This is a genomic window from Azospirillum oleiclasticum (assembly GCF_013423485.1).
Lineage (GTDB): Bacteria > Pseudomonadota > Alphaproteobacteria > Azospirillales > Azospirillaceae > Azospirillum > Azospirillum oleiclasticum.
Genome location: NZ_JABFFR010000047.1, coordinates 20339 through 42422, shown reverse-complemented (window position 1 = coordinate 42422; position 22084 = coordinate 20339). Strand labels below are relative to the sequence as shown.

18 protein-coding genes are annotated in these 22084 nt (G+C 69.5%); 14 read left to right on the top strand and 4 right to left on the bottom strand.

Features of this window, described 5'->3' with window-relative positions; translation table 11 throughout:
* Positions 1-37 precede the first annotated feature (37 nt).
* Positions 38-841, top strand: a complete 804-nt coding sequence (locus HL658_RS32030) for a 50S ribosomal protein L11 methyltransferase (RefSeq protein WP_180284871.1) — start codon at positions 38-40, stop codon at positions 839-841.
* Positions 842-941: 100 nt separating this feature from the next.
* On the opposite strand, the gene HL658_RS32025 is transcribed toward HL658_RS32030, so the two are convergent.
* Together HL658_RS32025 and HL658_RS32020 are read right to left on the bottom strand one after the other, a co-directional pair.
* Positions 942-1574 (bottom strand): MarC family protein, encoded by a 633-nt coding sequence (locus HL658_RS32025; protein ID WP_343055400.1) that lies wholly within the window; start codon positions 1572-1574, stop codon positions 942-944.
* A 79-nt stretch (positions 1575-1653) separates the two neighbouring features.
* The gene (locus tag HL658_RS32020) at positions 1654-2151 is read right to left on the bottom strand and encodes a DUF1003 domain-containing protein (protein ID WP_246338129.1); all 498 of its coding nucleotides are present in this window, start codon (positions 2149-2151) and stop codon (positions 1654-1656) included.
* A 205-nt stretch (positions 2152-2356) separates the two neighbouring features.
* On the opposite strand from HL658_RS32020, the gene HL658_RS32015 reads away from it, so the two are divergent.
* Genes HL658_RS32015 through HL658_RS31990 form a run of 6 tightly spaced genes read left to right on the top strand, consistent with a single transcriptional unit; the run spans position 2357 to position 11267 of the window.
* Entirely contained in the window at positions 2357-3565 is a 1209-nt protein-coding gene (locus HL658_RS32015) for an efflux RND transporter periplasmic adaptor subunit (protein WP_180284873.1), read from the top strand.
* Positions 3562-6699: a multidrug efflux RND transporter permease subunit gene (locus tag HL658_RS32010; RefSeq protein WP_180284874.1), complete on the top strand. Its 3138-nt coding sequence runs from the start codon at positions 3562-3564 to the stop codon at positions 6697-6699. Before HL658_RS32015 ends, HL658_RS32010 begins: the two co-directional genes overlap by 4 nt.
* Positions 6700-6704: 5 nt before the next feature.
* Entirely contained in the window at positions 6705-9797 is a 3093-nt protein-coding gene (locus tag HL658_RS32005) for an efflux RND transporter permease subunit (RefSeq protein ID WP_180284875.1), read from the top strand.
* Between the two features lie 5 nt (positions 9798-9802).
* Positions 9803-10417 carry a sigma-70 family RNA polymerase sigma factor gene (locus HL658_RS32000; RefSeq protein ID WP_246338127.1) on the top strand — a complete coding sequence of 205 codons (615 nt, stop codon included), beginning with the start codon at positions 9803-9805 and terminating at the stop codon, positions 10415-10417.
* Positions 10414-10827 carry a hypothetical protein gene (locus tag HL658_RS31995; RefSeq protein ID WP_180284876.1) on the top strand — a complete coding sequence of 138 codons (414 nt, stop codon included), beginning with the start codon at positions 10414-10416 and terminating at the stop codon, positions 10825-10827. Before HL658_RS32000 ends, HL658_RS31995 begins: the two co-directional genes overlap by 4 nt.
* Positions 10824-11267 carry a periplasmic heavy metal sensor gene (locus HL658_RS31990; RefSeq protein WP_180284877.1) on the top strand — a complete coding sequence of 148 codons (444 nt, stop codon included), beginning with the start codon at positions 10824-10826 and terminating at the stop codon, positions 11265-11267. The genes HL658_RS31995 and HL658_RS31990 overlap by 4 nt, the downstream gene beginning before the upstream one ends.
* Positions 11268-11277: 10 nt before the next feature.
* On the opposite strand, the gene HL658_RS31985 is transcribed toward HL658_RS31990, so the two are convergent.
* On the bottom strand, positions 11278-11673 hold the full coding sequence (locus HL658_RS31985) for a hypothetical protein (RefSeq protein ID WP_246338125.1): 396 nt from the start codon (positions 11671-11673) through the stop codon (positions 11278-11280).
* A gap of 189 nt (positions 11674-11862) precedes the next feature.
* Positions 11863-13515 (bottom strand): AMP-binding protein, encoded by a 1653-nt coding sequence (locus HL658_RS31980; RefSeq protein ID WP_180284878.1) that lies wholly within the window; start codon positions 13513-13515, stop codon positions 11863-11865.
* Positions 13516-13709: 194 nt separating this feature from the next.
* Between HL658_RS31980 and HL658_RS31975 the strand changes: the two genes are divergently transcribed.
* The 7 genes from HL658_RS31975 (at position 13710) to HL658_RS31945 (ending at position 22045) form a co-directional block, all read left to right on the top strand.
* Complete coding sequence (locus HL658_RS31975) at positions 13710-14561, top strand: ABC transporter ATP-binding protein (protein WP_425485402.1); 852 nt, start codon at positions 13710-13712, stop codon at positions 14559-14561.
* Positions 14561-16501 (top strand): long-chain fatty acid--CoA ligase, encoded by a 1941-nt coding sequence (locus tag HL658_RS31970; RefSeq protein WP_180284879.1) that lies wholly within the window; start codon positions 14561-14563, stop codon positions 16499-16501. The genes HL658_RS31975 and HL658_RS31970 overlap by 1 nt, the downstream gene beginning before the upstream one ends.
* Positions 16502-16521: 20 nt before the next feature.
* Positions 16522-17409: a branched-chain amino acid ABC transporter permease gene (locus tag HL658_RS31965; protein WP_180284880.1), complete on the top strand. Its 888-nt coding sequence runs from the start codon at positions 16522-16524 to the stop codon at positions 17407-17409.
* A 10-nt stretch (positions 17410-17419) separates the two neighbouring features.
* Positions 17420-18493: a branched-chain amino acid ABC transporter permease gene (locus tag HL658_RS31960; protein WP_180284881.1), complete on the top strand. Its 1074-nt coding sequence runs from the start codon at positions 17420-17422 to the stop codon at positions 18491-18493.
* A gap of 60 nt (positions 18494-18553) precedes the next feature.
* Positions 18554-19855 carry an ABC transporter substrate-binding protein gene (locus HL658_RS31955; RefSeq protein ID WP_246338124.1) on the top strand — a complete coding sequence of 434 codons (1302 nt, stop codon included), beginning with the start codon at positions 18554-18556 and terminating at the stop codon, positions 19853-19855.
* A gap of 79 nt (positions 19856-19934) precedes the next feature.
* A complete protein-coding gene (locus tag HL658_RS31950; RefSeq protein ID WP_246338122.1) occupies positions 19935-20789 on the top strand; it encodes an ABC transporter ATP-binding protein in 855 nt (284 codons plus the stop codon).
* Between the two features lie 26 nt (positions 20790-20815).
* Positions 20816-22045: an AMP-binding protein gene (locus tag HL658_RS31945; protein ID WP_180284882.1), complete on the top strand. Its 1230-nt coding sequence runs from the start codon at positions 20816-20818 to the stop codon at positions 22043-22045.
* Positions 22046-22084: the final 39 nt, after the last annotated feature.

Genomic DNA, 22084 nt, shown 5'->3' with positions numbered 1-22084 from the left:
GCTACAATGGCGCAACTTCCACCCAAGGATGCATCTGATGCAGGTCCAGGATCCATTGCGACAACAAGTGGACGCAAAGTTGCGTCAGTTGATCGATAGCGATTCTCCCCATTTCAACCGTTCCTATGACGTCCTGTTGCTCGGCGCAGCCTATCGGCTTGCGATTTTGAAGGAATTTTTTGTCAATCATTATCAGTTCAAGGTGCAGCTCGGCCCGTTCCAGGGGATGCAGCTATTGAAAGATGTTTCTGATGGCTGTTTCTTGCCAAAGCTGTTCGGTTCCTATGAATCCACGCTGCATCCGTACATCGAGCGGGCTTGTGGAAAAGAATATGAAGCCGTCGTCAACATCGGAAGCGCGGAAGGATACTACTCGATCGGATTCGCTCGACGCCTACCGACCGCATCGATCCACGCCTATGACATCGATCCGAGGGCGCAGCATTTTTGCAAGGAGATGGCGCATCTGAATTCTGTCCAGGACCGTGTCACAATCAAAGACCGCTTCGATGGACGCATGTTTGAAGATTTTGCAGGCCAGCGTTCGTTGATATTCTGCGATATTGAAGGTGCAGAAATCGATTTGTTGAATCCAGAACAGTTCCCGGCACTGGAGCGCATGGACCTCATCGTCGAAATCCACAGCGGACAATGCAAGGATGCCACTGATATAATTCGTTCGCGATTTTCACGGACGCACGATGTCGTGATTGTCGACAATCAACACCGGCAGCTTTCGGTGCCACCAGGATTGACTCATTTGAGCGAGTTGGATCAGTTCATGATCTTGTGGGAAGCACGACGAGAACATACCCCCTGGGCCATCATGACTGCACGTTAGGGCATCGCCGGAATCGGTGTCGATACGTTGGGCTCGCCGATGTCTGGCCCACTCGTGCGGCCGAAAACGGCGAAGGGTTGACCGATTCGACCGCAACGCCCTATGGCACGCCCGGCGGGTACACCGCGGTGATGCCCGACAGGATCGTCTGCGCCGCCAGGGCCGCCAGCACGATGCCCAGCACCCGGCTGACCGTGTGGATGACGGTGCGGCCGAGCAGGCGGCGCACCGTGTCGGCCACCAGGAACAGCAGGGCGCTGCCGCCGATCACCACGGCCGCGGCACCCAGCACGACGCCCTGCCCGGCCAGGGTGGCGCCGTAGCGGTCCATCAGCAGCAGGGTGGAGGTGATGGCGCCCGGCCCGGCGATCAGCGGGACGGCCAGGGGGAAGACGGCGAGGTCGTGCGCCTCGTCGTCGGTGCGCGCCTCGTCGGCCGCCCGCTCCTTTCGCTCGGCCCGCTTGGCGAACAGCATCTCGAAGGCGATCCAGAACAGCAGCGCCCCGCCGGCGATGCGGAAGGCCGGCATGGTGATGGACAGCGCCTTCAGCACGACCTCGCCGAAATAGGCGAAGAACAGGATGACCGCGAAGCCCGTGGCCGCCCCGCGCAGGCCGATCACCCGCTTGCGGCGCGCGTCGAAACCCTGGGTGAGGCCGATGAAGAGCGGCACGAGCCCGACCGGATCGACCACCACGAAGAACACCACCAGCGCGCTGACGAAAGCATCCACGGCGCTCTCCCACGGCCAACCCCACGCTTGATAGCGGATGGAGCGGGCCTTGGGCCAGCCGGATCGTCGGTCGCGGCCATCATTCCTTGGGCTTGCGGATCTCGATCTCGTCGAGGACGGCCTCCGGGGCGACGTTGCGGGTCAGCTCGCCCAATTCCCCGTCCACCTCGGTGCGGACGTCGAGACGGTCGGCGATGGCGGCGACCAGGGCGGTGAGCTTGGTCACCTCGTGCTCGGCCAGCAGGCTGATCTGGAGATCGAGGTCGGCCCGCTCGTCGGCCGCCGCGGCCATGCGGTTCTGGCTGATCAGCACGAAGGTGGACAGGAAGATCGCCTCCACCGACGCGATCATCGCCAGCACCACGAAGGACGGGTCCCAGCGCGGCACCAGCGGAATCCAGCCGAGATTGGCCAGGATCCAGAAGCCGAAGCCGCCGAGATGCAGCCACACGAACCGCATGCTGCCGGTGAAGCGGGTGATGCGATCGGCCACCCGCTCCTGGAAACCCGCCTTGCGCTCCTCACGCAGGCGCCGGGCGTGCAGCGCCTCGATGTTGCGTTCCAGCACCGAACTCATGCCCGGCGGCTTGGGGGAGGGAATGGTCGGTTGACGCCGCACCCCGCCCTCTGGTGTCGCCCCGTCCATGCCGTTCCTCGCGCTGGTTGCCACCGGACCAGGGAGAACCGAGCGCCCTGACGGGGAGTTCCCCTCGCCCACCGACGAATCCCCTGCGCTGCTTCGTATAGGGATCCGGTGGGTCATCGCGGACGGATCGGCGGCCATGGTCAGAGGTTGGAAAGCGGCACTGGGCGGGCTTGCGGTCGCCCTCCTCCTGGCGGGGGCGGGCATCGGCGGCCAGCGCCTTCTGACAGCGGCGGCACCGCCCCCGGCAGCGCCGGTGAGGGTGTCCAGCGTGCCGGTGCTGGCCGGCACCGTCGGCCGCGAGAACATGCCCGTCTGGCTGGAGGGGATCGGCACCGTCCAGCCCTTCAACAGCGTCACCGTGCGCGTGCGGGTGGATGGCGAACTCCAGCTCCTGGCCTTCCGCGAGGGGCAGACGGTGAAGGCCGGCGACCTGCTGGCCCGCATCGACCCCCGCCCCTTCGAGGCGCAGCTGGCCCAGGCCGAGGCCAAGAAGGCGCAGGACGAAGCCTTGCTCGCCAACGCAAGGCGCGACCTGGAGCGCAACCTGAACCTCAAGGAATACGCCTCGCGCCAGCAGGTGGACACCCAGCGCGCCCAGGTCGCCCAGTACGAGGCGCAGATCCGCGCCGACCAGGCCGGCATCGACAGCATCCGGGTGCAGCTCGGCTACACCACCATCACCGCCCCCATCGACGGACGGATCGGCATCCGCTCGGTGGACCAGGGCAACATCGTCCGCGCCGGCGATACCGGCGGCATCGCCAGCATCACCCAGGTCCAGCCGATCGCCGTGGTCTTCACGCTGCCGGAGAAGACTCTGCCGGCGATCCTCGCCGCCCAGGCGGCCGGGGCCGTGCGGGTGGTGGCGCTGGACCGCGAGGGGCGTGCCGCGCTCGGCGAGGGGACGCTGAGCGTCATCGACAACCAGATCGATTCCAGCACCGGCACCATCCGGATGAAGGCGGAATTCGCCAACGACCCGCAGCGGCTGTGGCCCGGCCAGTTCGTGGCGGTGCGGCTGCTGGCCGAGACGAAGCGCAACGCCACCATCGTGCCCTCCACGGTGGTGCAGCGCGGCCCGCAGGGCACCTACGCCTACGTCATCACCGCGGAGCAGACGGTCGAGCAGCGCGCCATCAAGGTGGGTCGCATCGAGGAGGGCAAGGCGCTGATCGAGGAGGGGCTGGCCCCCGGCGAGCGGGTGGTGGTGGACGGCCAGTACCGGCTCCAGCCCGGATCACGGGTCACCATCGTCGAGCGGCCGCCCGCGTCGACCACTGCGCCCGGTGCGGCACCGGCCACCGCTCCCGGCGCTTCCGCACCCGGCGTGGCGGCGAAGCCATGAACATCTCCGCCCCCTTCATCCGGCGGCCGATCGCCACCGGGCTCCTGACGGTGGCGCTGCTGCTGCTGGGGCTGCTGGGATACCGGGCCTTGCCGGTGTCGTCGCTGCCGACGGTGGATTTCCCCACCATCCAGGTGACGAGCCAGCTCCCCGGCGCCTCGCCGGAGGTGATGGCGTCCACGGTGACGGCGCCGCTGGAACGCCAGCTCGGGCAGATCGCCGGGATCGGCTCGATGATCTCCACCAGCTCCTTCGCCACCTCGGTCGTCACCATCCAGTTCACCCTGTCGCGCGACATCGACGCGGCGGCCCAGGACGTCCAGGCGGCCATCGTCGCCGCGTCGGGCACGCTGGCCCGCGGCCTGCCCAACCCGCCCACCTACAGCAAGGTCAACCCGGCCGACACGCCCGTCATGGTGCTGGCGCTCAGCTCCGACAGCCTGCCGCTGGAGCGGGTCAGCGACGCCGCCGACACGCTGGTGGCGCAGAAGCTGGCGCAGGTGGAGGGCGTCGGCTATGTCGGGCTGGAGGGCGGGCAGCGGCCGGCGGTGCGCGTGCAGGTCGATCCCGCCGTGGCCGCCGGGCTGGGGCTGACCATGGAGGACATCCGCAGCGCCATCACCCAGGCCAACGTCAACGCGCCCAAGGGCAGCTTCGACGGCACGCGGCAGTCCATGTCGATCGCCGCCAACGACCAGATCGCGTCCGCCGCCGCCTACCGGCCGGTGATCGTCAGCTACCGCAACGGCGGCCCGGTGCGGCTGTCGGATGTCGGCACCGTGGTGGATTCGGTGGAGAACACCCAGCTCGCGGCCTGGCACGACGGTCGGCCGGCGGTGCTGCTGAACGTCCAGCGCCAGCCCGGCGCCAACATCATCGAGACGGTCGACCGCATCCGCGCCCTGCTGCCGCAGCTTCAGGCCGCCCTGCCGCCGCAGATCACCGTCTCCGTCCTGACCGACCGGACGGAGACCATCCGCGCCTCGGTCGCCGACGTGCAGGCGACGCTGGTGCTGACCGCCGGGCTGGTGGTGCTGGTGATCTTCCTGTTCCTGCGCTCGGTGCGCGCCACGATCATCCCCGGCGTGGCGCTGCCGCTGTCGCTGATCGGCAGCTTCGGGGTGATGGCGCTGGCCGGTTTCAGCCTGGACAACCTGTCGCTGATGGCGCTGACCATCGCGTCCGGCTTCGTCGTCGACGACGCCATCGTGATGGTGGAGAACATCCACCGCCATCTGGAGATGGGCAAGCCGCCGCCGGTGGCCGCGGTGGACGGCGCGCGGGAGATCGGCTTCACCGTGGTGTCGCTGACCGTGTCGCTGATCGCGGTGTTCATCCCGCTGCTGTTCATGAGCGGGGTGGTCGGCCGGCTGTTCAGCGAATTCGCCATCACCCTGTCTGTGGCGGTGGTGATGTCGGCGGTGATCTCGCTGACCCTGACGCCGATGATGTGCGCCCGGCTGCTGCGCCGCGAGCCGCCGCCGGAGGAGCGGCGGCGGGGCTGGAGCGAGCGCGGCTTCGACGCGGTGCAGCGCGGCTATGGCGCCACCCTGCGGGTCGTGCTGCGGCACCAGCCCCTGACCCTGCTGGTCGCGGTGCTGACGCTCGCCGGCACGCTGGCGCTCTACGCGGTGGTGCCCAAGGGCTTCCTGCCGCAGCAGGACACCGGCGTGATCGTCGCGGTGGTCGACGCCGCCCCCGGCATCTCCTTCCAGGCGATGGCGGAGCGGCAGCGCGCCGTCGCCGACATCCTGCGGCGCGACCCGGACGTGGCGGCGGTCGGCAGCTTCGTCGGCGCCGGGCTGGTGAACGCCACCGTCAACACCGGCCGCATCACCGTCGCCCTGAAGCCGCACGGGCAGCGCGGAACGGCGGCGGCGGTCATCGCCCGGCTGCGGGCGGCGGTCGTGGACGTGCAGGGGGTGTCCGTCCACATGCAGGCGGTGCAGGATGTGCAGATCGACGCCCGCGTCGGCCGCACCCAGTACCAGTATGTGCTCCAGGACGCCGACCCGGCCGAGCTCGCCGCCTGGACGCAGCGGCTGATCACCGCGCTGCGCGCCCGGCCCGAGCTGGCGGACGTGGCGAGCGACCAGCAGCCGGACGGGCTGCAGCTCTATCTGCGCATCGACCGCGACGCGGCCTCGCGGCTGCATGTGCTGCCGCAGGCGATCGACGACACGCTCTACGACGCCTTCGGCCAGCGCCAGGTCTCCACCATCTACACCCAGACCAACCAGTACCGCGTGATCCTGGAGGCCGAACCGGCCTTCCAGCGCGACCCGTCCGCCCTGTCGCGCCTCCATGTCCGGGCGACCGGCGGCGGGGTGGTGCCGCTCGACACGCTGGTGCGGATGGAGCGCGGGGTGGCGCCGCTGGTCATCACCCGGCAGGGGCAGTTCCCGGCCGCGACCCTGTCCTTCAATCTGGGCGATGGGTACGCGCTGGGCGACGCGACGCGGGCCATCCAGGAGACGGCGGCGGCCATCGGTCTGCCGGACACGGTGACCGCCAGCTTCACCGGCAGTGCCGCGGAGTTCCGCTCCTCGCTGGCCAGCCAGCCCTGGCTGATCCTGGCCGCGGTGGTCGCCGTCTACATCGTGCTGGGCATCCTCTACGAGAGCACCATCCACCCGCTGACCATCCTATCGACCCTGCCGTCGGCCGGCATCGGCGCGCTGGTCGCATTGATGGTCACGGGGGAGGAGCTGACGCTGATCGCCATGATCGGCATCGTCCTGCTGATCGGCATCGTGAAGAAGAACGCGATCATGATGATCGACTTCGCGCTGGAGGCCGAGCGGACGGAGGGGCTGTCGCCCGAGCGCTCGATCGAGCGCGCCTGCCTGCTGCGCTTCCGGCCGATCATGATGACCACCATGGCGGCCCTGCTGGGCGCCCTGCCGCTGGCCCTGGAGCAGGGCGCCGGGGCCGAACTGCGCCGGCCGCTGGGCATCGCCATCGTCGGCGGGCTGCTGCTGTCGCAGGTGCTGACGCTCTACACCACGCCGGTCGTCTATCTCTACATGGACCGGCTCGGCGCCTGGCTGCGCGGAGCGCGGCGACATCCGGCCAGGGTCACCCTGCCCGCATCCACGCTTCCCGATGCGGCCCGGCGGCCGGCGGCGGAGTAGCGGCGATGACCATCTCCGCCCCCTTCATCCACCGGCCGGTCGGCACCTCGCTGCTGATGCTGGGGGTGCTGCTGCTGGGGATCGTCGCCTACCGCTTCCTGCCGGTGGCGCCGCTGCCGCAGGTGGAGTTTCCCACGGTGGTGGTCACCGCCTCCCTGCCCGGCGCCAGCCCGGAGACGATGGCGACCTCCGTCGCCACGCCGCTGGAGCGCCGGCTCGGCCGCATCGCCGGGGTGTCGGAGATGACCTCGACCAGCGCGCTGGGCAACACCTCCATCGTCATCCAGTTCAACTTGGAGCGCGACATCGTCGCCGCCTCGCGCGACGTGCAGGCGGCCATCAACGCCGCCGGCGCCGACCTGCCGAAGGAGCTGCCGAATCCGCCGCGCCTGCGCCGCATCAACCCGGCGGACTCGCCGGTGATGGTGCTGGCGGTCACCTCCGACACGCTGGCGGCCGGCGACCTGTTCAACCTCGCCGACACGGTGATCGGCCAGCGCCTCAGCCAGATCGAGGGGGTCAGCCAGGTCTCCATCAACGGGGCGGAGAAGACCGCCGTGCGCGTGCGCGTCAACAGCGCCGCCGCGGCCGCCATGGGCATCAGCCTGGAGGATGTGCGCACCGCCCTGTCGCAGGCCAACGCCAACGCGCCCAAGGGCCGCATCGAGGGCGACCGCGAGAGCTTCTCCATCGCCGCCGACGACCAGCTTTTCGGCGCGGAGCGCTACCGCCCGCTGGTGGTGGTGGAGCGCAACGGGGCGTTCGTCCGGCTCGACGCCATCGCGTCGGTCATCGACGGCACCGAGAACAGCCGGCTCGCCGCCTGGTACAACGGCAAGCGCGCGGTGCTGCTCACCGTCCAGAAGCAGACCGGCGCCAACGTGGTGGAGACGGTGGACCGCATCCGCGCCGAAATGCCGGTGCTGGAACGCTGGCTGCCGCCGGGCGTGCGGGTGGACATCCGCACCGACCGCACGCCGACCATCCGCGCCTCCATCGCCGACGTGCAGCGCACGCTGGCCGTCACCACCGGGCTGGTGGTGCTGGTGATGGCGCTGTTCCTGCGGCGGCTCACCGCCACCGCGATCCCGGCGGTGGCGGTGCCGCTGTCGCTGGCCGGCACGGTGGCGGCCATGTGGCTGCTCGGCTACAGCCTCGACAACCTCTCCCTGATGGCGCTGACGATCTCGGTCGGCTTCGTGGTCGACGACGCCATCGTGGTGGTGGAGAACGTCGTCCGCCACCTCGAACGCGGCGTTCCCCCCATCGAGGCGGCGCTGCGCGGCAGCCGGCAGGTCGCCTTCACCGTGCTGTCGATCAGCCTGTCGCTGGTGGCGGTCTTCATCCCCATCCTGTTCATGGGCGGCATCGTCGGCCGGCTGTTCCGGGAATTCGCGGTCACGCTGTCCGTCGCCATCCTCGTGTCGACATTGGTGTCGCTGACGCTGACGCCGATGATGTGCGGCCATCTGGTGACGGCACCGGCTGAGGCACGCCCGCCGGGCCGCCTGTCGCGCTGGCTGGAACGCGGGTTCGACGCGCTGCACCGGCTGCACGCGCGCGCGCTGGACGGGGTTCTGGCGCGCCCGCGGCTGATGCTGCTGGTCACGCTCGCCACCATCGCCGGCAGCGTGTGGCTCTACGTGCAGGTGCCCAAGGGCTTCTTCCCGCAGCAGGACACGGGCCTGATCCTGGGCATCACCGACGCCCCGCCGGACATCTCCTTCCAGGCCATGGCGAACCGGCAGCGTGCCATGCAGGATGCGGTGGCCGGCGACCCGGCCATCGAGGGGGTGGGCTCCTTCATCGGCGGCGGGCCGGGCAGCAGCTCGCTCAACTCCGGCCGGCTGTTCATCAACCTGAAGCCGCGCGACCAGCGCGACGACCTCGACACGGTGCTGAACCGGCTGCGCGGCCGGGCGGCGCGGGTGGTCGGCATCCGGCTGTTCCTGCAACCGGTGCAGGACATCCGCGTCGGCGGGCGCACCGGCAAGGGCCAGTTCCAATACGCCCTGCAGACGGAGGATCTGGCCCTGCTGAACCAGTGGGCGCCGCGCATGGTGGACGCGCTGCGCGCCCTGCCCGAGCTGACCGACGTCGGCAACGACCAGCAGAACGGCGGGCTCCAGACCCGGCTGGTCATCGACCGCGACGCCGCCTCCCGCCTCGGGGTGGCGCTCCAGACCATCGACGCGGTGCTCTACGACAGCTTCGGCCAGCGTCAGGTCTCCACCATGCACACCATGCAGAACCAGCACCGGGTGGTGCTGGAGGTGGACCCCGCCGACCAGCTCGGGCCGGAGGCGCTGGCGAAGCTGTACGTGCCGGGCCGCGGCGGCGCCATGGTGCCGCTGAACGCCGTCGCCTCGGTGTCGCTGGTGTCGGCCCCGGCGGCGATCATGCACCAGGGGATCTTCCCGGTGGCGACCCTGTCCTTCAACCTGGCCCCCGGCGTGTCGCTGGGGGAGGCGACGGCGGCGGTGCGGCGGGCGGAGGAGCGGGCCGGGCTGCCGCCGGCCATCCGCGCCGGCTTCCAGGGCAACGCCAAGGCGTTCCGCGACTCCCTGGCGTCGCAGCCGCTGCTGATCGCGGCGGCGCTGATCACCGTCTATGTGGTGCTGGGCGTGCTGTACGAGAGCATGCTGCACCCGCTGACCATCCTGTCCACCCTGCCCTCGGCGGGTCTGGGGGCGCTGCTGGCGCTCCAGGTCACCGGCGGCGACCTGTCCATCGTCGCGATGATCGGCATCATCCTGCTGATCGGCATTGTGAAGAAGAACGCGATCATGATGATCGATTTCGCGCTGGAGGCCGAGCGCACGCACGGCCTCTCCCCCCGCGCCGCGATCCGCGAGGCGGGGCTGGTCCGCTTCCGCCCGATCCTGATGACGACCATGGCGGCGCTGCTGGGCGCCCTGCCGCTCGCGCTCGACACCGGCATCGGCGGCGAGCTGCGCCGGCCGCTCGGCGTCGCCATCGTCGGCGGGCTGCTGGTGTCGCAGATGCTGACGCTCTATACCACCCCGGTGGTCTATCTGGCGCTGGAGCGGCTGGCCCGGCGGCGCGCCGCCGCACCGCGGCCGGCGCTGGCGGAGTGACCGCGATGGCTGGAACCGCCTGCGATCCGGTGTGGATGGTGATGGACGGGACGGACGCGCAGGACGCCGGCCGGGACGCGGCGGCACCCGACAGCGACGAGGCGCTGATGGCCCGCGTCGCCGACGGCGACGCCGCGGCCTTCGACCGGCTCGCCGCCCGCCACATGCGGCGCGCCGTGGCGCTGGCCCAGCGGGTGACCGGCAACCCGTCCGACGCCGACGAGGTGGTGCAGGAGGCGTTCCTGCGGGTCTGGCAGCACGCCGGGCGCTGGGAGCCCGGGCGCGCCAGCTTCACTGCCTGGCTCCAGCGCATCGTCGTCAACCTCGCCATCGACCGGCGGCGGCGGCCGGGCTGGCAGCCGATCGACGAGGCGCTGCCCGACGAGGCCCCCGACGCGACGGTCCTGATCGGCGAGCGCGAGGATGCCGCGCGCGTGACGCGCGAGCTTGGCCGGCTGAACGAGCGCCAGCGCCTCGCCGTGGTGCTGTTCTATCAGGAGGGGCTGAGCCTGCGGGCTGCGGCCGAGGCGCTGGGCATCGGGCCGACGGCCTTCGGCTCGCTGCTGGCCCGCGCCCGTCAGGCGCTGCGCGCCGCGTTGCTGGAGGAGAAGGACCCATGACCGACGACGATGTCCGGCGGCTGCTCGCCGCCCATGGCGCCGACCTCGACCGCTGGCCCGACGGGCTCGGCGACGCCGCCCGCGACCGCATCGCCGCCTCCCCCGCCCTGCGCGCCGCGTGGACCCGGGAAGAGGCGTTCGACCGGCAGCTCGCGGGGCCGCCGGTGACGGTGGACCAGGCGCGGGTCGACCGGCTGGTCGCCGCCGTCGGGCGCGCCGTGCGCGCCACCCCGCGGGAGACGTTTCGCGGCCTCCTGCTCGGCCGCATGCGGCTGCGCACGGCCGGCGCGCTGGCCGCGGCCCTGCTGACGCTCGGCTGGCTTGCCGGCAGCCGGCCGGAGACGCCCTCCCCCGGCGGCGGACTGATCGCCTTCGACCCGCCCACCCTGTTCGATGGAACCGCCCGATGACCGCTCTGCTGCAACGCCCGGTCCAATGGCTGCGCCTGCTGGCGCTCGCTTCGCTGGCGCTGAACCTGTTCCTGGGGGCCATGCTGATCGCCGACCGGCACCACGGGCCGACCCTGCCGGAGGGACCGTTGGTGGAGCGGGTCCTGGCGCGTGCGAACCGCGTCCTGCCGGAGGAGGACGCACAGCGCATGCGCGATGCCTTCGCCGTCAGGGACGCGCGCTTCGCCGCCCTGCAGACGGGGCTGGAGACGGCCAGCCGGCGGGTCCGCGCGCTGGTCGGCGCGGAGCGGATCGATGTCGGCGCGTTGCGCCAGGCGGTGGACGAGGCCAGGGCGAGCCGGCGCCTGATCGGCGATCTGATCGAGGACACGGTGCTGGCGACGATCCCCGACCTCTCCGTCGATGGCCGGCGCCGGCTCGCCGCGGCCGGCGGCGGCTGAGCGGGTTCGCTCAGGGCCTGCGGGGCCGGCGGCGCCGCTCGTTGGCGTTGTGCAGGCGCTCCATCACCTCGCCGAGGTCGGCGGCCTCCTGCACCTCCCCCAGATGCAGCAGGACGCGGATGTAGGTGTCGAGCGCGCTCAGCACCGCTTCCTCGTCGGTGACGCCATGACCGGGCCGGCCGCCGTTGTCGAGCACCAGCGCCTCGCACAGGGCGAGCGCCTCGGCGACCTCGTTCACGGCCTCGTCGAAGGCGTTGTCGTCGGCGTCCGCCGCGTCCAGCACCGGTTCCAGCAGGTCGGGAAAGGACAGGCCGCCGGATGCGTCGTCGGTTTCGGGGCGCTGCGGCGGTTGACCGCCGCGCCTTGCGTTCCGCGCCGAATCGCGGCGCTCGGGATCGATGATCATGCTGTCGAAATCGTCTCGCGACCGGCGTTCCACGCCGCCGGGAAAGCGTGCATCGCGCATCGATGCGGACTGTTGCGGGCCGGGGTGGGGCCGGATGCTGCGGCCCGTTGCCGGGCAAAGGGGTCGGTCTGCGGAAAGGCTCGATTCGCAATGTGGCCCACCGCGCCACCGGTTCAAGGGCGAAGCGCCCTACCCGCCCTGCTGCATCAGCACCGCGTCCGACACCCGGCCGCGGTAGTGGATGTTGCCGTCGGCGTCCAGGAAGGCCCAGTCGCCGGTCAGGTAGTAGCGGCGGCCGTGGCGGAAGCGGCGGGCGGTGCGGTCGGGGTCGTTGATGTAGGATTCGAACCAGAAGAGCGGCGAGCGATCGGTGTCGATGGCGATCTCCCCCGCCCCGCCGACCGGCGCCTCCTTGCCGTCGGGGTCGAGGATGACGACGCGGAAGCCCGGCATCGGACGGCCGAGCGAGCCCTCGCCCGGCCGGGTCGCGGCGTCCAGGTCGTAGCGGTTGACGATGACGATCCCCGTCTCGCGCTGGCCGTACTGGTCGAACAGCGGCACCTTCAGCGTGCCGGTGGCCCAGGCGATCAGCTCCTCCGGCAGCGGCTCGCCCACCACCGACATGATGCGCAGCGCCAGCTGGTCCGGCACACGCTCCGGCCCCGCCCCGTGCCAGGCCCGCACCTGCGACGGCGCGGCGGTCAGGTTGGTGACGCCGAACTTGGTCATCATGCGGTAGCCCTGCCGCACGTCGTAGGGGCCGTCGCAGAAGATGGTGGTGCGGCCCAGCAGCAGCGGCCCGATCAGCCCGTAATAGGTGCCGTAGGCCCAGCCGGGGTCGGCCATGTTCCAGTAGATGTCGTCGTCGCGCAGGTCCAGCCCGATGCGCATGTACTGCTCGATGCCGGCCAACGCCTTGACCGGCAGGCCGACGCCGAGCGGGCTGGATTCCGCCTCCGACGTGTAGATCAGGGCGAAGGCGTCACCGTCACGGTAGGGCGTCACCTCCGCCACCGGTGACGCGGCGTGGAGCGCCGACCAGAACAGCACGGCGTCGCTGCCGCCGCCCAGCACCTCGTCCCCCTCCACCACCACGACCGGCAGCGGGTCGTTGCCGTCGCGCGGCACCTTGTGGAGCAGGAAGCCGTTGGTCACCACGGCGCGCGCGTGGCTGTCCTTCAGCCGGAAATCGATGGCGGCCGGGCTGTATGTGGTGAAGAGCGGCAGGAACACGCCGCCCAGCCGCCAGATCGCCACCGCGGTGATCAGCAGCTCCGGCCCCTTGGGCAGCGGCACCGCCACACGGTCGCCCTTGCCCACCCCGATGCCGGCCAGCACCGCGGCGAAGCGCGCGGAATCATGCGCCAGCCGGGCGAAGCTCAACTCCGTGGTCTGGCCGGCCACGCTCTCGTGCAGCAAGGCGGCGCGGGCGCCGTCGTTGCGGGCGTGGCGGTCGCACAGCAGCGTCGCCAGCGGGATGGCGTCGCCGCGGTAGTCCGGCCGCAGGAAGGCGGAGGCGCGCACCGGCGGCTCCTCCGGCTCCGTCACCGCGGGCGGTGCCTTCGGCCGGTGACGCAGCGCCGCCAGCTGGCCCAGCGCGTCGAGGTCGGCGCCCAGATGATAGCGGCGGCTGCGCGCGTCCTGCTCGACCAGTCCTTCGCGGGTGAGGGCCGTCAGCAGCCGGTGGGTGGTCGCCTTCGACAGGCCGGAGCCCGCGACGAGGTCCGCCAGCCGCGCCCCGTCTGGCGCCTGGGCCGCCACCGCGCGCAGCAGCGCGATGGCGCGCTCCAGGCTCTGGGTGCCGCCGGTGGCGGATGGGGCGGTGTCGGTGTCCGTGCTCATGAAGGTCCATCATATGGACCCTGCGGCGGCCTGTCGCGGAAAAAAACATGCAGTGGCGGAATGTCAGTGTTGAAAACCACGGCAATCTGCGTGTAGTGTGATCGCGTCGGTTGGTTGACGGTCCACATGGTGGACCTTCCCGACGGCCAAAGCCCGCGATCGTCGGGCCCCAACAAACTGAATGGGAGGAGGACATGCCCGGCGTGCCCGCCGCAACGCACCAGAGCCACGACACGCCCGCCAGCGCCGCCATGTTCGAGGCGAGGGGCGTGTCCCTGCGGTTCGGCGGCGTCCAGGCCCTGACCGACGTCAGCTTCTCCATCCGCAAGGGAGAGCTGTTCTCGATCATCGGCCCGAACGGCGCCGGCAAGACCTCCATGGTCAACTGCATCTCCGGGCGCTACCGGCCGACCACCGGCAAGGTGTTCTTCAATGGCCGCGACATCACCGGCATGACGCCCAACCATCGGGCGTCGCTGGGCATCGGCCGCACCTTCCAGAACCTGGCGCTGTTCGGGCACATGACGGTGCTCGACAACATCATGGTCGGCCGCCACCACCTGCTGAAGAACAACTTCCTGACCGGCTCGCTCTACTGGTTGACCGGTGCCCGCAAGGAGGAACTGGCCCACCGCCGCGAGGTGGAGGAGATCATCGATTTCCTGGAGATCCAGCACGTCCGCAAGGCGGTCGCGGGCACCCTGTCCTACGGGCTGCGCAAGCGGGTGGAGCTGGCGCGCGCGGTGGCGCTGAAGCCGGACCTGATCCTGCTGGACGAGCCGATGGCCGGCATGAACCTCGAAGAGAAGGAGGACATGGCCCGCTACATCGTCGACCTGAACGAGGAGTGGGGCATGACCGTCGTCATGATCGAGCACGACATGGGTGTGGTCATGGATATTTCGCACCGCGTGATGGTGCTGGAGTTCGGCAAGAAGATCGCCGAGGGCACGCCGGAGGAGGTGCTGGCCGACCCGCGCGTCAAGCGCGCCTATCTGGGCGAGGACGACGAGGACGAGACCGCGCCGGCGCAGGAGGTCGCGTGATGACCATCCCCCCCCTGCCCGACCTGTCGGTCCACGACACGCTGCCCAAGCTGCTGGCGCTGCACGCCCGCCAGCACCCCGACGACGTCGCCATGCGCGAGAAGGATTTCGGCATCTGGCGCAGCATCACCTGGGCGCAGTACCAGGAGCGCGTGCGCGCCTTCACGCTGGGGCTGATCAAGCTCGGCGTCGCCAAGGGCCAGGTGGTTGCCCTGCTCGGCGACAACCGCCCGGACTGGGTGATGGGCGAGATCGCCGCCCACGCCATGGGCGCCATGAGCCTGGGCATCTACCGCGACGCCATGGACGAGGAGGTCGCCTACCTCATCACCTACGCCGACGTGCACGTGGTGTTCGCGGAGGACGAGGAGCAGGTCGACAAGCTGCTGAACCTGGGCGAGCGGCTGCCCACCCTGAAGCGCATCATCTATTCCGACCCGCGCGGTCTGCGCAAATACGACGACCCGCGCCTGATGTCCGCGACCGAGCTGGTGCGGCTGGGCGAGGCGCTGCACGCCGAGCAGCCCGGCCTTTACGACAGCATGGTGCAGGCGACGCGCGGCGAGGATGTGGCGGTGCTGTGCACCACCTCCGGCACCACCTCCAACCCCAAGCTGGCGATGCTGCCGGCCGGGCGCATCCTGCGCCATTGCGCCAGCTACCTGTCGGTGGACCCCAAGGGGCCTGAGGACGAGTATGTCTCCGTTCTGCCGCTGTCCTGGATCATGGAGCAGATCTACGCGGTGGGGATGGGCACGCTGTCGCGGATGCGCGTGAACTTCGTCGAGGAAGCCGAGACGATGATGAACGACTTCCGCGAGGTGGGGCCGAGCTTCGTGCTCTTCGCGCCGCGCCTGTGGGAGCAGATCGCCGCCGACGTCCGCGCCCGCGTCATGGATGCGTCCCCCTTCAAGCAGCGCATGTACGAATACGGCATGAAGCTGGGGCTGGAGGCGCTGGCGCAGGGGAAACGTTCCTGGCTGGCCGACCGTATCCTGTTCAACGCGCTGCGCGACCGTCTGGGCTTCACCAACCTGAAGTCGGCGGCGACGGGCGGGGCGGCGCTGGGGCCCGACACCTTCAAGTTCTTCCAGGCGCTGGGCGTGCCGATGCGCCAGATCTACGGCCAGACCGAGACCATGGGCGCCTACACCGTGCACCGCGACGGCGACGTCGATCTGGACTCGGTCGGCGTGCCCTTCGACGACAGCATCCAGGTGAAGGTGATCGACCCCGACCAGCACGGCGTCGGCGAGATCGTCGTCACCCACCCCAACATGTTCACCGGCTACTACCGCAACGAGGCCTCCACGACGGCGGACCTGCGCGATGGCTGGATGCACACGGGCGACGCCGGCTTCTTCAACAAGAACGGCCATCTCGTCATCATCGATCGCATCAAGGACATCGCCACCACCAGCAACGGCGACCGCTTCAGCCCGCAATACATCGAGAACAAGCTGAAGTTCAGCCCCTATGTGGCGGAAGCGGTGATCGTCGGCGACCGGCGGCCCTACCTGTCGGCGATCGTCTGCATCCGCTTTCCCATCGTCTCGAAATGGGCGGAGAAGAACCGCATCGCCTTCACGACCTACTCCGACCTGGCGTCGAAGGCCGAGGTCTACGAGCTGCTGCGCTCGGAGGTGGAGAAGGTCAACGCCACCCTGCCGGAACACCACCGCATCGCCAAGTTCCTGCTGCTCTACAAGGAGCTGGACGCCGACGACGGCGAGCTGACCCGCACCCGCAAGGTGCGGCGCAGCGTGGTGGCGGAGAAGTACGGCACCATCATGGACGCCATCTACGCCGGCCAGCCCGAGATCGACGTGGACACCACCATCACCTTCCAGGATGGCACCAAGCAGCGCATCCGCACCACGCTGCGCGTGGTGGAGCTGCTGCCCGAACCCGTCCGCAAGGCCCAGCCGGTCGCCGCCTGACGCCACGAGGAGCGTTCCCCATGACCTTGCTCTTCCAGCTTCTCCTCAACGGGCTGATCGTCGGCGCGCTGTACGGCGTGGTGGCGATGTCCTTCGTGCTGATCTACAAGGCCAGCCGCATCGTGAACTTCGCCCAGGGCGAGTTCCTGCTGATCGGCGCCTGGACCTGCTGGTGGCTGCTGACCAGCTGGCAGCTTCCCTTCTGGATCGGCTTCCCGATCACGCTGGCCTTCATGCTGGTGTTCGGGATCGTGCTCCAGGTGGTGGTGCTGCGGCCGATGATCGGCGAGCCGATCATCTCCGTCATCATGGTCACCATCGGCCTGTCGATCTTCTTCCAGGCGATGATGAAGTGGATGTTCGGCGTCTTCGCCAAGCCCTTCCCGCCGATCTTCGCCAGCCCGACGACGAACATCCTGGGGCTCGACGTGCAGACGGTCTATGTCGCCAGCCTCGTCATCTCCATTCTGATCATGGCCGGCTTCGGCTGGTTCTTCAAATACTCCAAGCTGGGGCTCGCCATGCGGGCGACCGCCTTCGACCAGCAGGTGGCGCAGTCGCTGGGCATCTCCGTCCGCCACATGTTCGCCATGAGCTGGGCCATCTCCGCCATGGTGTCGGCGGTGGCGGGCGTCACGGTGGGCGTGGTCAACGGCGTGTCGTCCGCACTCTCCTTCTTCGGCATCAAGGTCTTCCCCGCGGTCATCCTTGGCGGGCTGGACAGCGTGCTGGGGGCGGTGATCGGCGGCCTGATCGTCGGCGTGCTGGAGAACTTCGCCCACTACGTCGACAGCCAGTGGCTGAATTGGGGCAACATGTACGAGATCGCCCCCTTCTACGTCCTGATCATCATCCTGATGATCAAGCCCTACGGGCTCTTCGGCACCAAAGACATCGAGCGCGTGTGAGGCAACGGACATGGCGAACATCAGCCTCATCCCCTGCGGCGACTTCAAGACCAGCTACGGGTCGGACACCACCATCTTCCCGACCGTCACCAGCCGCAATTTCGCGATCCTGGGCGTGCTGCTGCTGCTCGCCTGCCCCTTCTTCATGGACCGGTACTGGCTGAACCTGTGCATCCAGATCGGCTATCTGGGCATCGCCGCACTCGGCCTGAACATCCTGGTCGGCTTCACCGGGCAAATCTCCATCGGACACGCCGCCTTTTTCGGCTTCGGCGCCTTCGCCTCGGCTTGGCTGTCGAACAGCTACGGCGTGCCGGTGGCGCTCGCCATCCCGCTGGCCGGCGTGATGACCACGGCGGTCGGCATGGTGTTCGGCCTGCCGGCGGCCCGGCTCAAGGGCCTGTACCTCGCCATCGCCACGCTGGCGGCGCAGTACATCCTGCAGGACTTCTTCGCACGGGCGGGATGGTTCACCGGCGGTGTGGCGGGAACGATCGCCGAACCCTTCACCCTGTTCGGCTTCGCCTTCGACACCGACGAGTCCTACTTCTACGTGGTGCTGGTCTATGTGGTCGTCATGTACGTCCTGGCCACCAACCTGATGCGGTCGCGCGACGGCCGCGCGCTGGTGGCGGTGCGCGACCATTATCTCTCCGCCGAGATCATGGGCATCAACCTGACCAAGTACCGCACGATGTCCTTCGGCATCTCGTCCTTCTACGCCGGCATCGGCGGGGCGCTGTACGCGCACTACCTGCAGTTCGTGTCGGTGGAGGGCTTCACGATCCTGTTCTCGATCCAGTTCCTCGGGATGATCATCATCGGCGGGCTGGGCTCGATCATGGGGTCGCTGATGGGCACCGCCTTCATGGTGCTTTTGCCGGAGGTGATGCAGGCCGTCACCTCGGCCCTCCAGGGCACCGCCATCGACACCGCGCTGAACCTGAAGGAGGCCATCGCCTTCCTGCGCGAGATGGCGATCGGCGTGGCGATCATCCTCTTCCTGGTGTTCGAGCCGGACGGGCTGGCGCACCGCTGGAAGCAGATCAAGGCGTACTGGAAGCTCTACCCCTTCTCGCACTGAACGAAGACCCGGCATCGGGCCGTGTCCCGAACGATCGAACACCCCAGGGAGAAACGCACAATGACGACGAAGACCGCGACGATGAAGACCGCGCTGCTCGCCACCGCCGCCGTGCTGACGCTCGGCATCGCCGGCACCGCCAACGCCCAGAAGATCCCGGTCGGCCACCTCGCCGACCAGTCCGGTGCGACCTCGGACGTGGGCGTGCCCTTCGGCCAGGGCGTGGCCGACGCGCTCGCCTATCTCAACAAGAACGGCGGCGTCGGCGGCACCCAGATGGATGTCGAGACGGTCGATTACGGCTACCAGGCGCCGCGCGCCATCAGCCAGTACAAGAAGTGGTCGTCGGGCAGCGGCAAGGTCGCGGCCATCCAGGGCTGGGGCACCGCCGACACCGAGGCGCTGACCGGCTTCGTCGGCAAGGACGAGATCCCCTACTACTCCGGCTCCTACTCCGGCCACCTGACCGACCCGGCGGGCAAGGGCTCGCACGGCTCCAAGCCGGCGCCCTACAACTTCTTCTACGGCCCGTCCTACTCCGACGGCCTGCGCGCCATGCTGACCTGGGCGGCCGAGGACTGGAAGAAGAAGGGCGGCTCGGGCAAGCCCAAGTATGTGCACATGGGCGCCAACCACCCCTACCCGAACGCGCCCAAGGCGGCGGGCGAGGCACTGGCGAAGGAACTCGGCTTCGACGTACTGCCGGCCGTGCAGTTCGCGCTGACCCCCGGCGACTACACCGCCCAGTGCCTGACGCTGAAGGAGGCGGGCGCCAACTACGCCTATCTCGGCAACACCGCCGGCTCCAACATCTCGGTGCTGAAGGCATGCCAGACCGTGGGCGCCAACGTCCAGTTCATGGGCAATGTCTGGGGCATGGACGAGAACGCGGCGAAGGCCGCCGGGGCCGCCGCCAACGGCGTGATCTTCCCGGTGCGCACCGCCACCATCTGGGGTGACGACGCGCCGGGCATGAAGACGGTGAAGGAGATTTCCAAGATCTCCGACCCGAACGGCACCGTCTACCGCCCGGTCCATTACGTCGCCGGCATCTGCTCGGCCTATTACATGAAGGAGGCGATGGACTGGGCCGCCAAGAACGGCGGCGTCACCGGCCCGAACATCCGCAAGGGCATGTACCAGAAGAAGGATTGGGTCCCGGCCGGGCTGGAGGGCGTGTGCGTGCCGTCCACCTGGACCGACACCGATCACCGCGGCATGGACAAGGTGAACATCTACCGCGCCAACGTGAAGGGCGAGACCGGCGGCACGGTGGACGAGCTGGTCAAGGCCGGCAACATCAAGATGGAAAAGATCGCCACCGTCGAGGTCCCGCGCAAGCCGGAGTGGCTGGGCTGGTAAGCCCGCCCCGAGCCCCCTCCCCGCCCCGCAAGGGCGTGGGGAGGGGCTCCCTCCCGCCACTCTTCGTTTCAGGTGCCCCATGCCGAACGCCGCCACGGCCGTCGCCGGAGCCGTTTCCCCCGCACCCGTCCCCGGTGTCGCGAAGGCCCCGCTGCTCTCCGTCAACAACATCGAGGTCGTCTACAACGACGTCATCCTGGTGCTCCGCGGCCTCAGCCTGGAGGTGCCGGAGGGGGAGATCGTGGCCCTGCTCGGCGCCAACGGTGCGGGCAAATCCACCACGCTGAAGGCCATCTCCGGCCTCCTCAAGACCGAGGACGGCGAAGTGACCCGCGGCGACATCACCTTCGCCGGGGAGCGGATCAACGGCATCGACCCGGACCGCATCGTGCGCAAGGGCATCTTCCAGGTGATGGAAGGGCGCCGCATCATCGGCGACATGACCTGCCAGGAGAATCTCCGGCTCGGCGCCTTCACCCGCAGCGACGGCGACGTCCGCCGCGACATGGAGATGGTCTACGGCTATTTCCCCCGCCTGAAGGAGCGCACCGGCCTCGCCGGCTACCTGTCGGGCGGCGAGCAGCAGATGCTGGCCATCGGCCGCGCGATGATGGCCCGGCCCAAGCTGATCCTGATGGACGAGCCGTCCATGGGCCTGTCGCCGCTGATGGTGAAGGAGGTCTTCTCCATCATCCGGCAGATCAACCGCGACCTCGGCGTCACCATCCTGCTGGTGGAGCAGAACGCGCGCATGGCGCTCCAGGCGGCCAGCCGCGGCTACATCATGGAGAACGGCAAGGTCGTGCTCGACGGCACCGCCGAGGAGCTGCGCAACAACGAGGACGTGAAGGAATTCTACCTCGGCGGCGGCAGCGAGGAGCGCAAGAGCTTCAAGAACCTCAAGAGCTTCAAGCGCCGCAAGCGGTGGATCTGAACCCCCGCGGCCCAGGGAGGACACCGGTGCCCGATCATTACGACAGCCTCGAGACCCGCAGCGCCGACGAGCGCGAGGCGGCCCTGTTCGCCGCCTTGCCCGGCCAGATCGCGCACGCCCAGGCGAACGCCCCCTATTTCGGCCGTCTGCTGGCGGGGGTGGAGGCCGCCTCCGTCCGCGACCGCGCGGCCCTGGCCGCCCTGCCCGTCACCCGCAAGTCCGACCTGGTGGCGCTCCAGAAGGAAGCACCGCCCTTCGGCGGGCTGGCGGCGGTCGCGATCGGGCAACTCGCCCGCGTCTTCGCCTCCCCCGGCCCGATCCACGAGCCGGAGGCGCACGGCCGCGACCCCTGGCGGTCGGCCCGCGCGCTCTTCGCCACGGGTTTCCGCGCCGGCGACCTCGTGCAGAACTGCTTCGCCTACCATCTGACCCCGGCCGGCTCGATGTTCGAGACGGGGGCGCACGCCATCGGCTGCGCCGTCATCCCGGCCGGCACCGGCAACAGCGAGATGCAGGCCCAGGTGGCGGCGCATCTGAAGCCGCGCGGCTACATCGGCACGCCCGACTTCCTGAAGATCATCCTGGAGAAGGCGGACGCGCTGGGGCTCGACGCCGGGTCGCTGCGGATCGCCCACGTCACCGGCGGTCCGTACCTGCCGGACGCCCGCGCCTTCTACGAGGCGCGCGGGCTGGAGGTCTACCAGAGCTACGGCACCGCCGACGTCGGCATCGTCGCCTACGAGACGCCGGCCCGCTCCGGCCTCGTGCTCGACGAGGGGGTGATCGTCGAGATCGTGCGCCCCGGCACCGGCGACCCGGTGCCCGACGGCGAGGTCGGCGAGGTGGTGGTGACCACCTTCAACGCGGCCTACCCGATGATCCGCTTCGGCACCGGCGACCTGTCGGCGCTGCTGCCGGCCGGCAGCGCCTGTGGGCGCACCAACCTCCGGCTCAAGGGCTGGATGGGCCGCGCCGACCAGACCACCAAGGTCAAGGGCATGTTCGTCCACCCCTCCCAGGTGGCGGAGGTGCTGCGCCGCCATCCCGAGATCGCCCGCGCCCGGCTGGTGGTCGGCCGTCAGGACGCCAGCGACACCATGACCCTGCGCTGCGACGCGGCCGAGACCGGCGAGGCGCTCGCGGCGGCCGTGCGCGAAACGCTGGCCGCGGTCACCAAGCTCAAGGGTATGGTGGAATTCGTGCCGCCGGGGTCCCTGCCCAACGACGGCAAGGTCATCGAGGACGCGCGCGGCTGACAGGACGCGGCCGACAAGAACAGGACCAGGAGGACCGGA

Coding starts and splice junctions, on each gene's coding strand:
- HL658_RS31955 (WP_246338124.1), top strand. CDS start 18,554: ATGACGACGAAGACCGCGACGATGAAGACCGCGCTGCTCGCCACCGCC.
- HL658_RS32030 (WP_180284871.1), top strand. CDS start 38: ATGCAGGTCCAGGATCCATTGCGACAACAAGTGGACGCAAAGTTGCGT.
- HL658_RS32020 (WP_246338129.1), bottom strand. CDS start 2,151: ATGAGTTCGGTGCTGGAACGCAACATCGAGGCGCTGCACGCCCGGCGC.
- HL658_RS31975 (WP_425485402.1), top strand. CDS start 13,710: ATGCCCGGCGTGCCCGCCGCAACGCACCAGAGCCACGACACGCCCGCC.
- HL658_RS31995 (WP_180284876.1), top strand. CDS start 10,414: ATGACCGACGACGATGTCCGGCGGCTGCTCGCCGCCCATGGCGCCGAC.
- HL658_RS32015 (WP_180284873.1), top strand. CDS start 2,357: ATGGTCAGAGGTTGGAAAGCGGCACTGGGCGGGCTTGCGGTCGCCCTC.
- HL658_RS31990 (WP_180284877.1), top strand. CDS start 10,824: ATGACCGCTCTGCTGCAACGCCCGGTCCAATGGCTGCGCCTGCTGGCG.
- HL658_RS32005 (WP_180284875.1), top strand. CDS start 6,705: ATGACCATCTCCGCCCCCTTCATCCACCGGCCGGTCGGCACCTCGCTG.
- HL658_RS32010 (WP_180284874.1), top strand. CDS start 3,562: ATGAACATCTCCGCCCCCTTCATCCGGCGGCCGATCGCCACCGGGCTC.
- HL658_RS31965 (WP_180284880.1), top strand. CDS start 16,522: ATGACCTTGCTCTTCCAGCTTCTCCTCAACGGGCTGATCGTCGGCGCG.
- HL658_RS31950 (WP_246338122.1), top strand. CDS start 19,935: ATGCCGAACGCCGCCACGGCCGTCGCCGGAGCCGTTTCCCCCGCACCC.
- HL658_RS31970 (WP_180284879.1), top strand. CDS start 14,561: ATGACCATCCCCCCCCTGCCCGACCTGTCGGTCCACGACACGCTGCCC.
- HL658_RS31980 (WP_180284878.1), bottom strand. CDS start 13,515: ATGAGCACGGACACCGACACCGCCCCATCCGCCACCGGCGGCACCCAG.
- HL658_RS32000 (WP_246338127.1), top strand. CDS start 9,803: ATGGCTGGAACCGCCTGCGATCCGGTGTGGATGGTGATGGACGGGACG.
- HL658_RS31960 (WP_180284881.1), top strand. CDS start 17,420: ATGGCGAACATCAGCCTCATCCCCTGCGGCGACTTCAAGACCAGCTAC.
- HL658_RS31985 (WP_246338125.1), bottom strand. CDS start 11,673: ATGATCATCGATCCCGAGCGCCGCGATTCGGCGCGGAACGCAAGGCGC.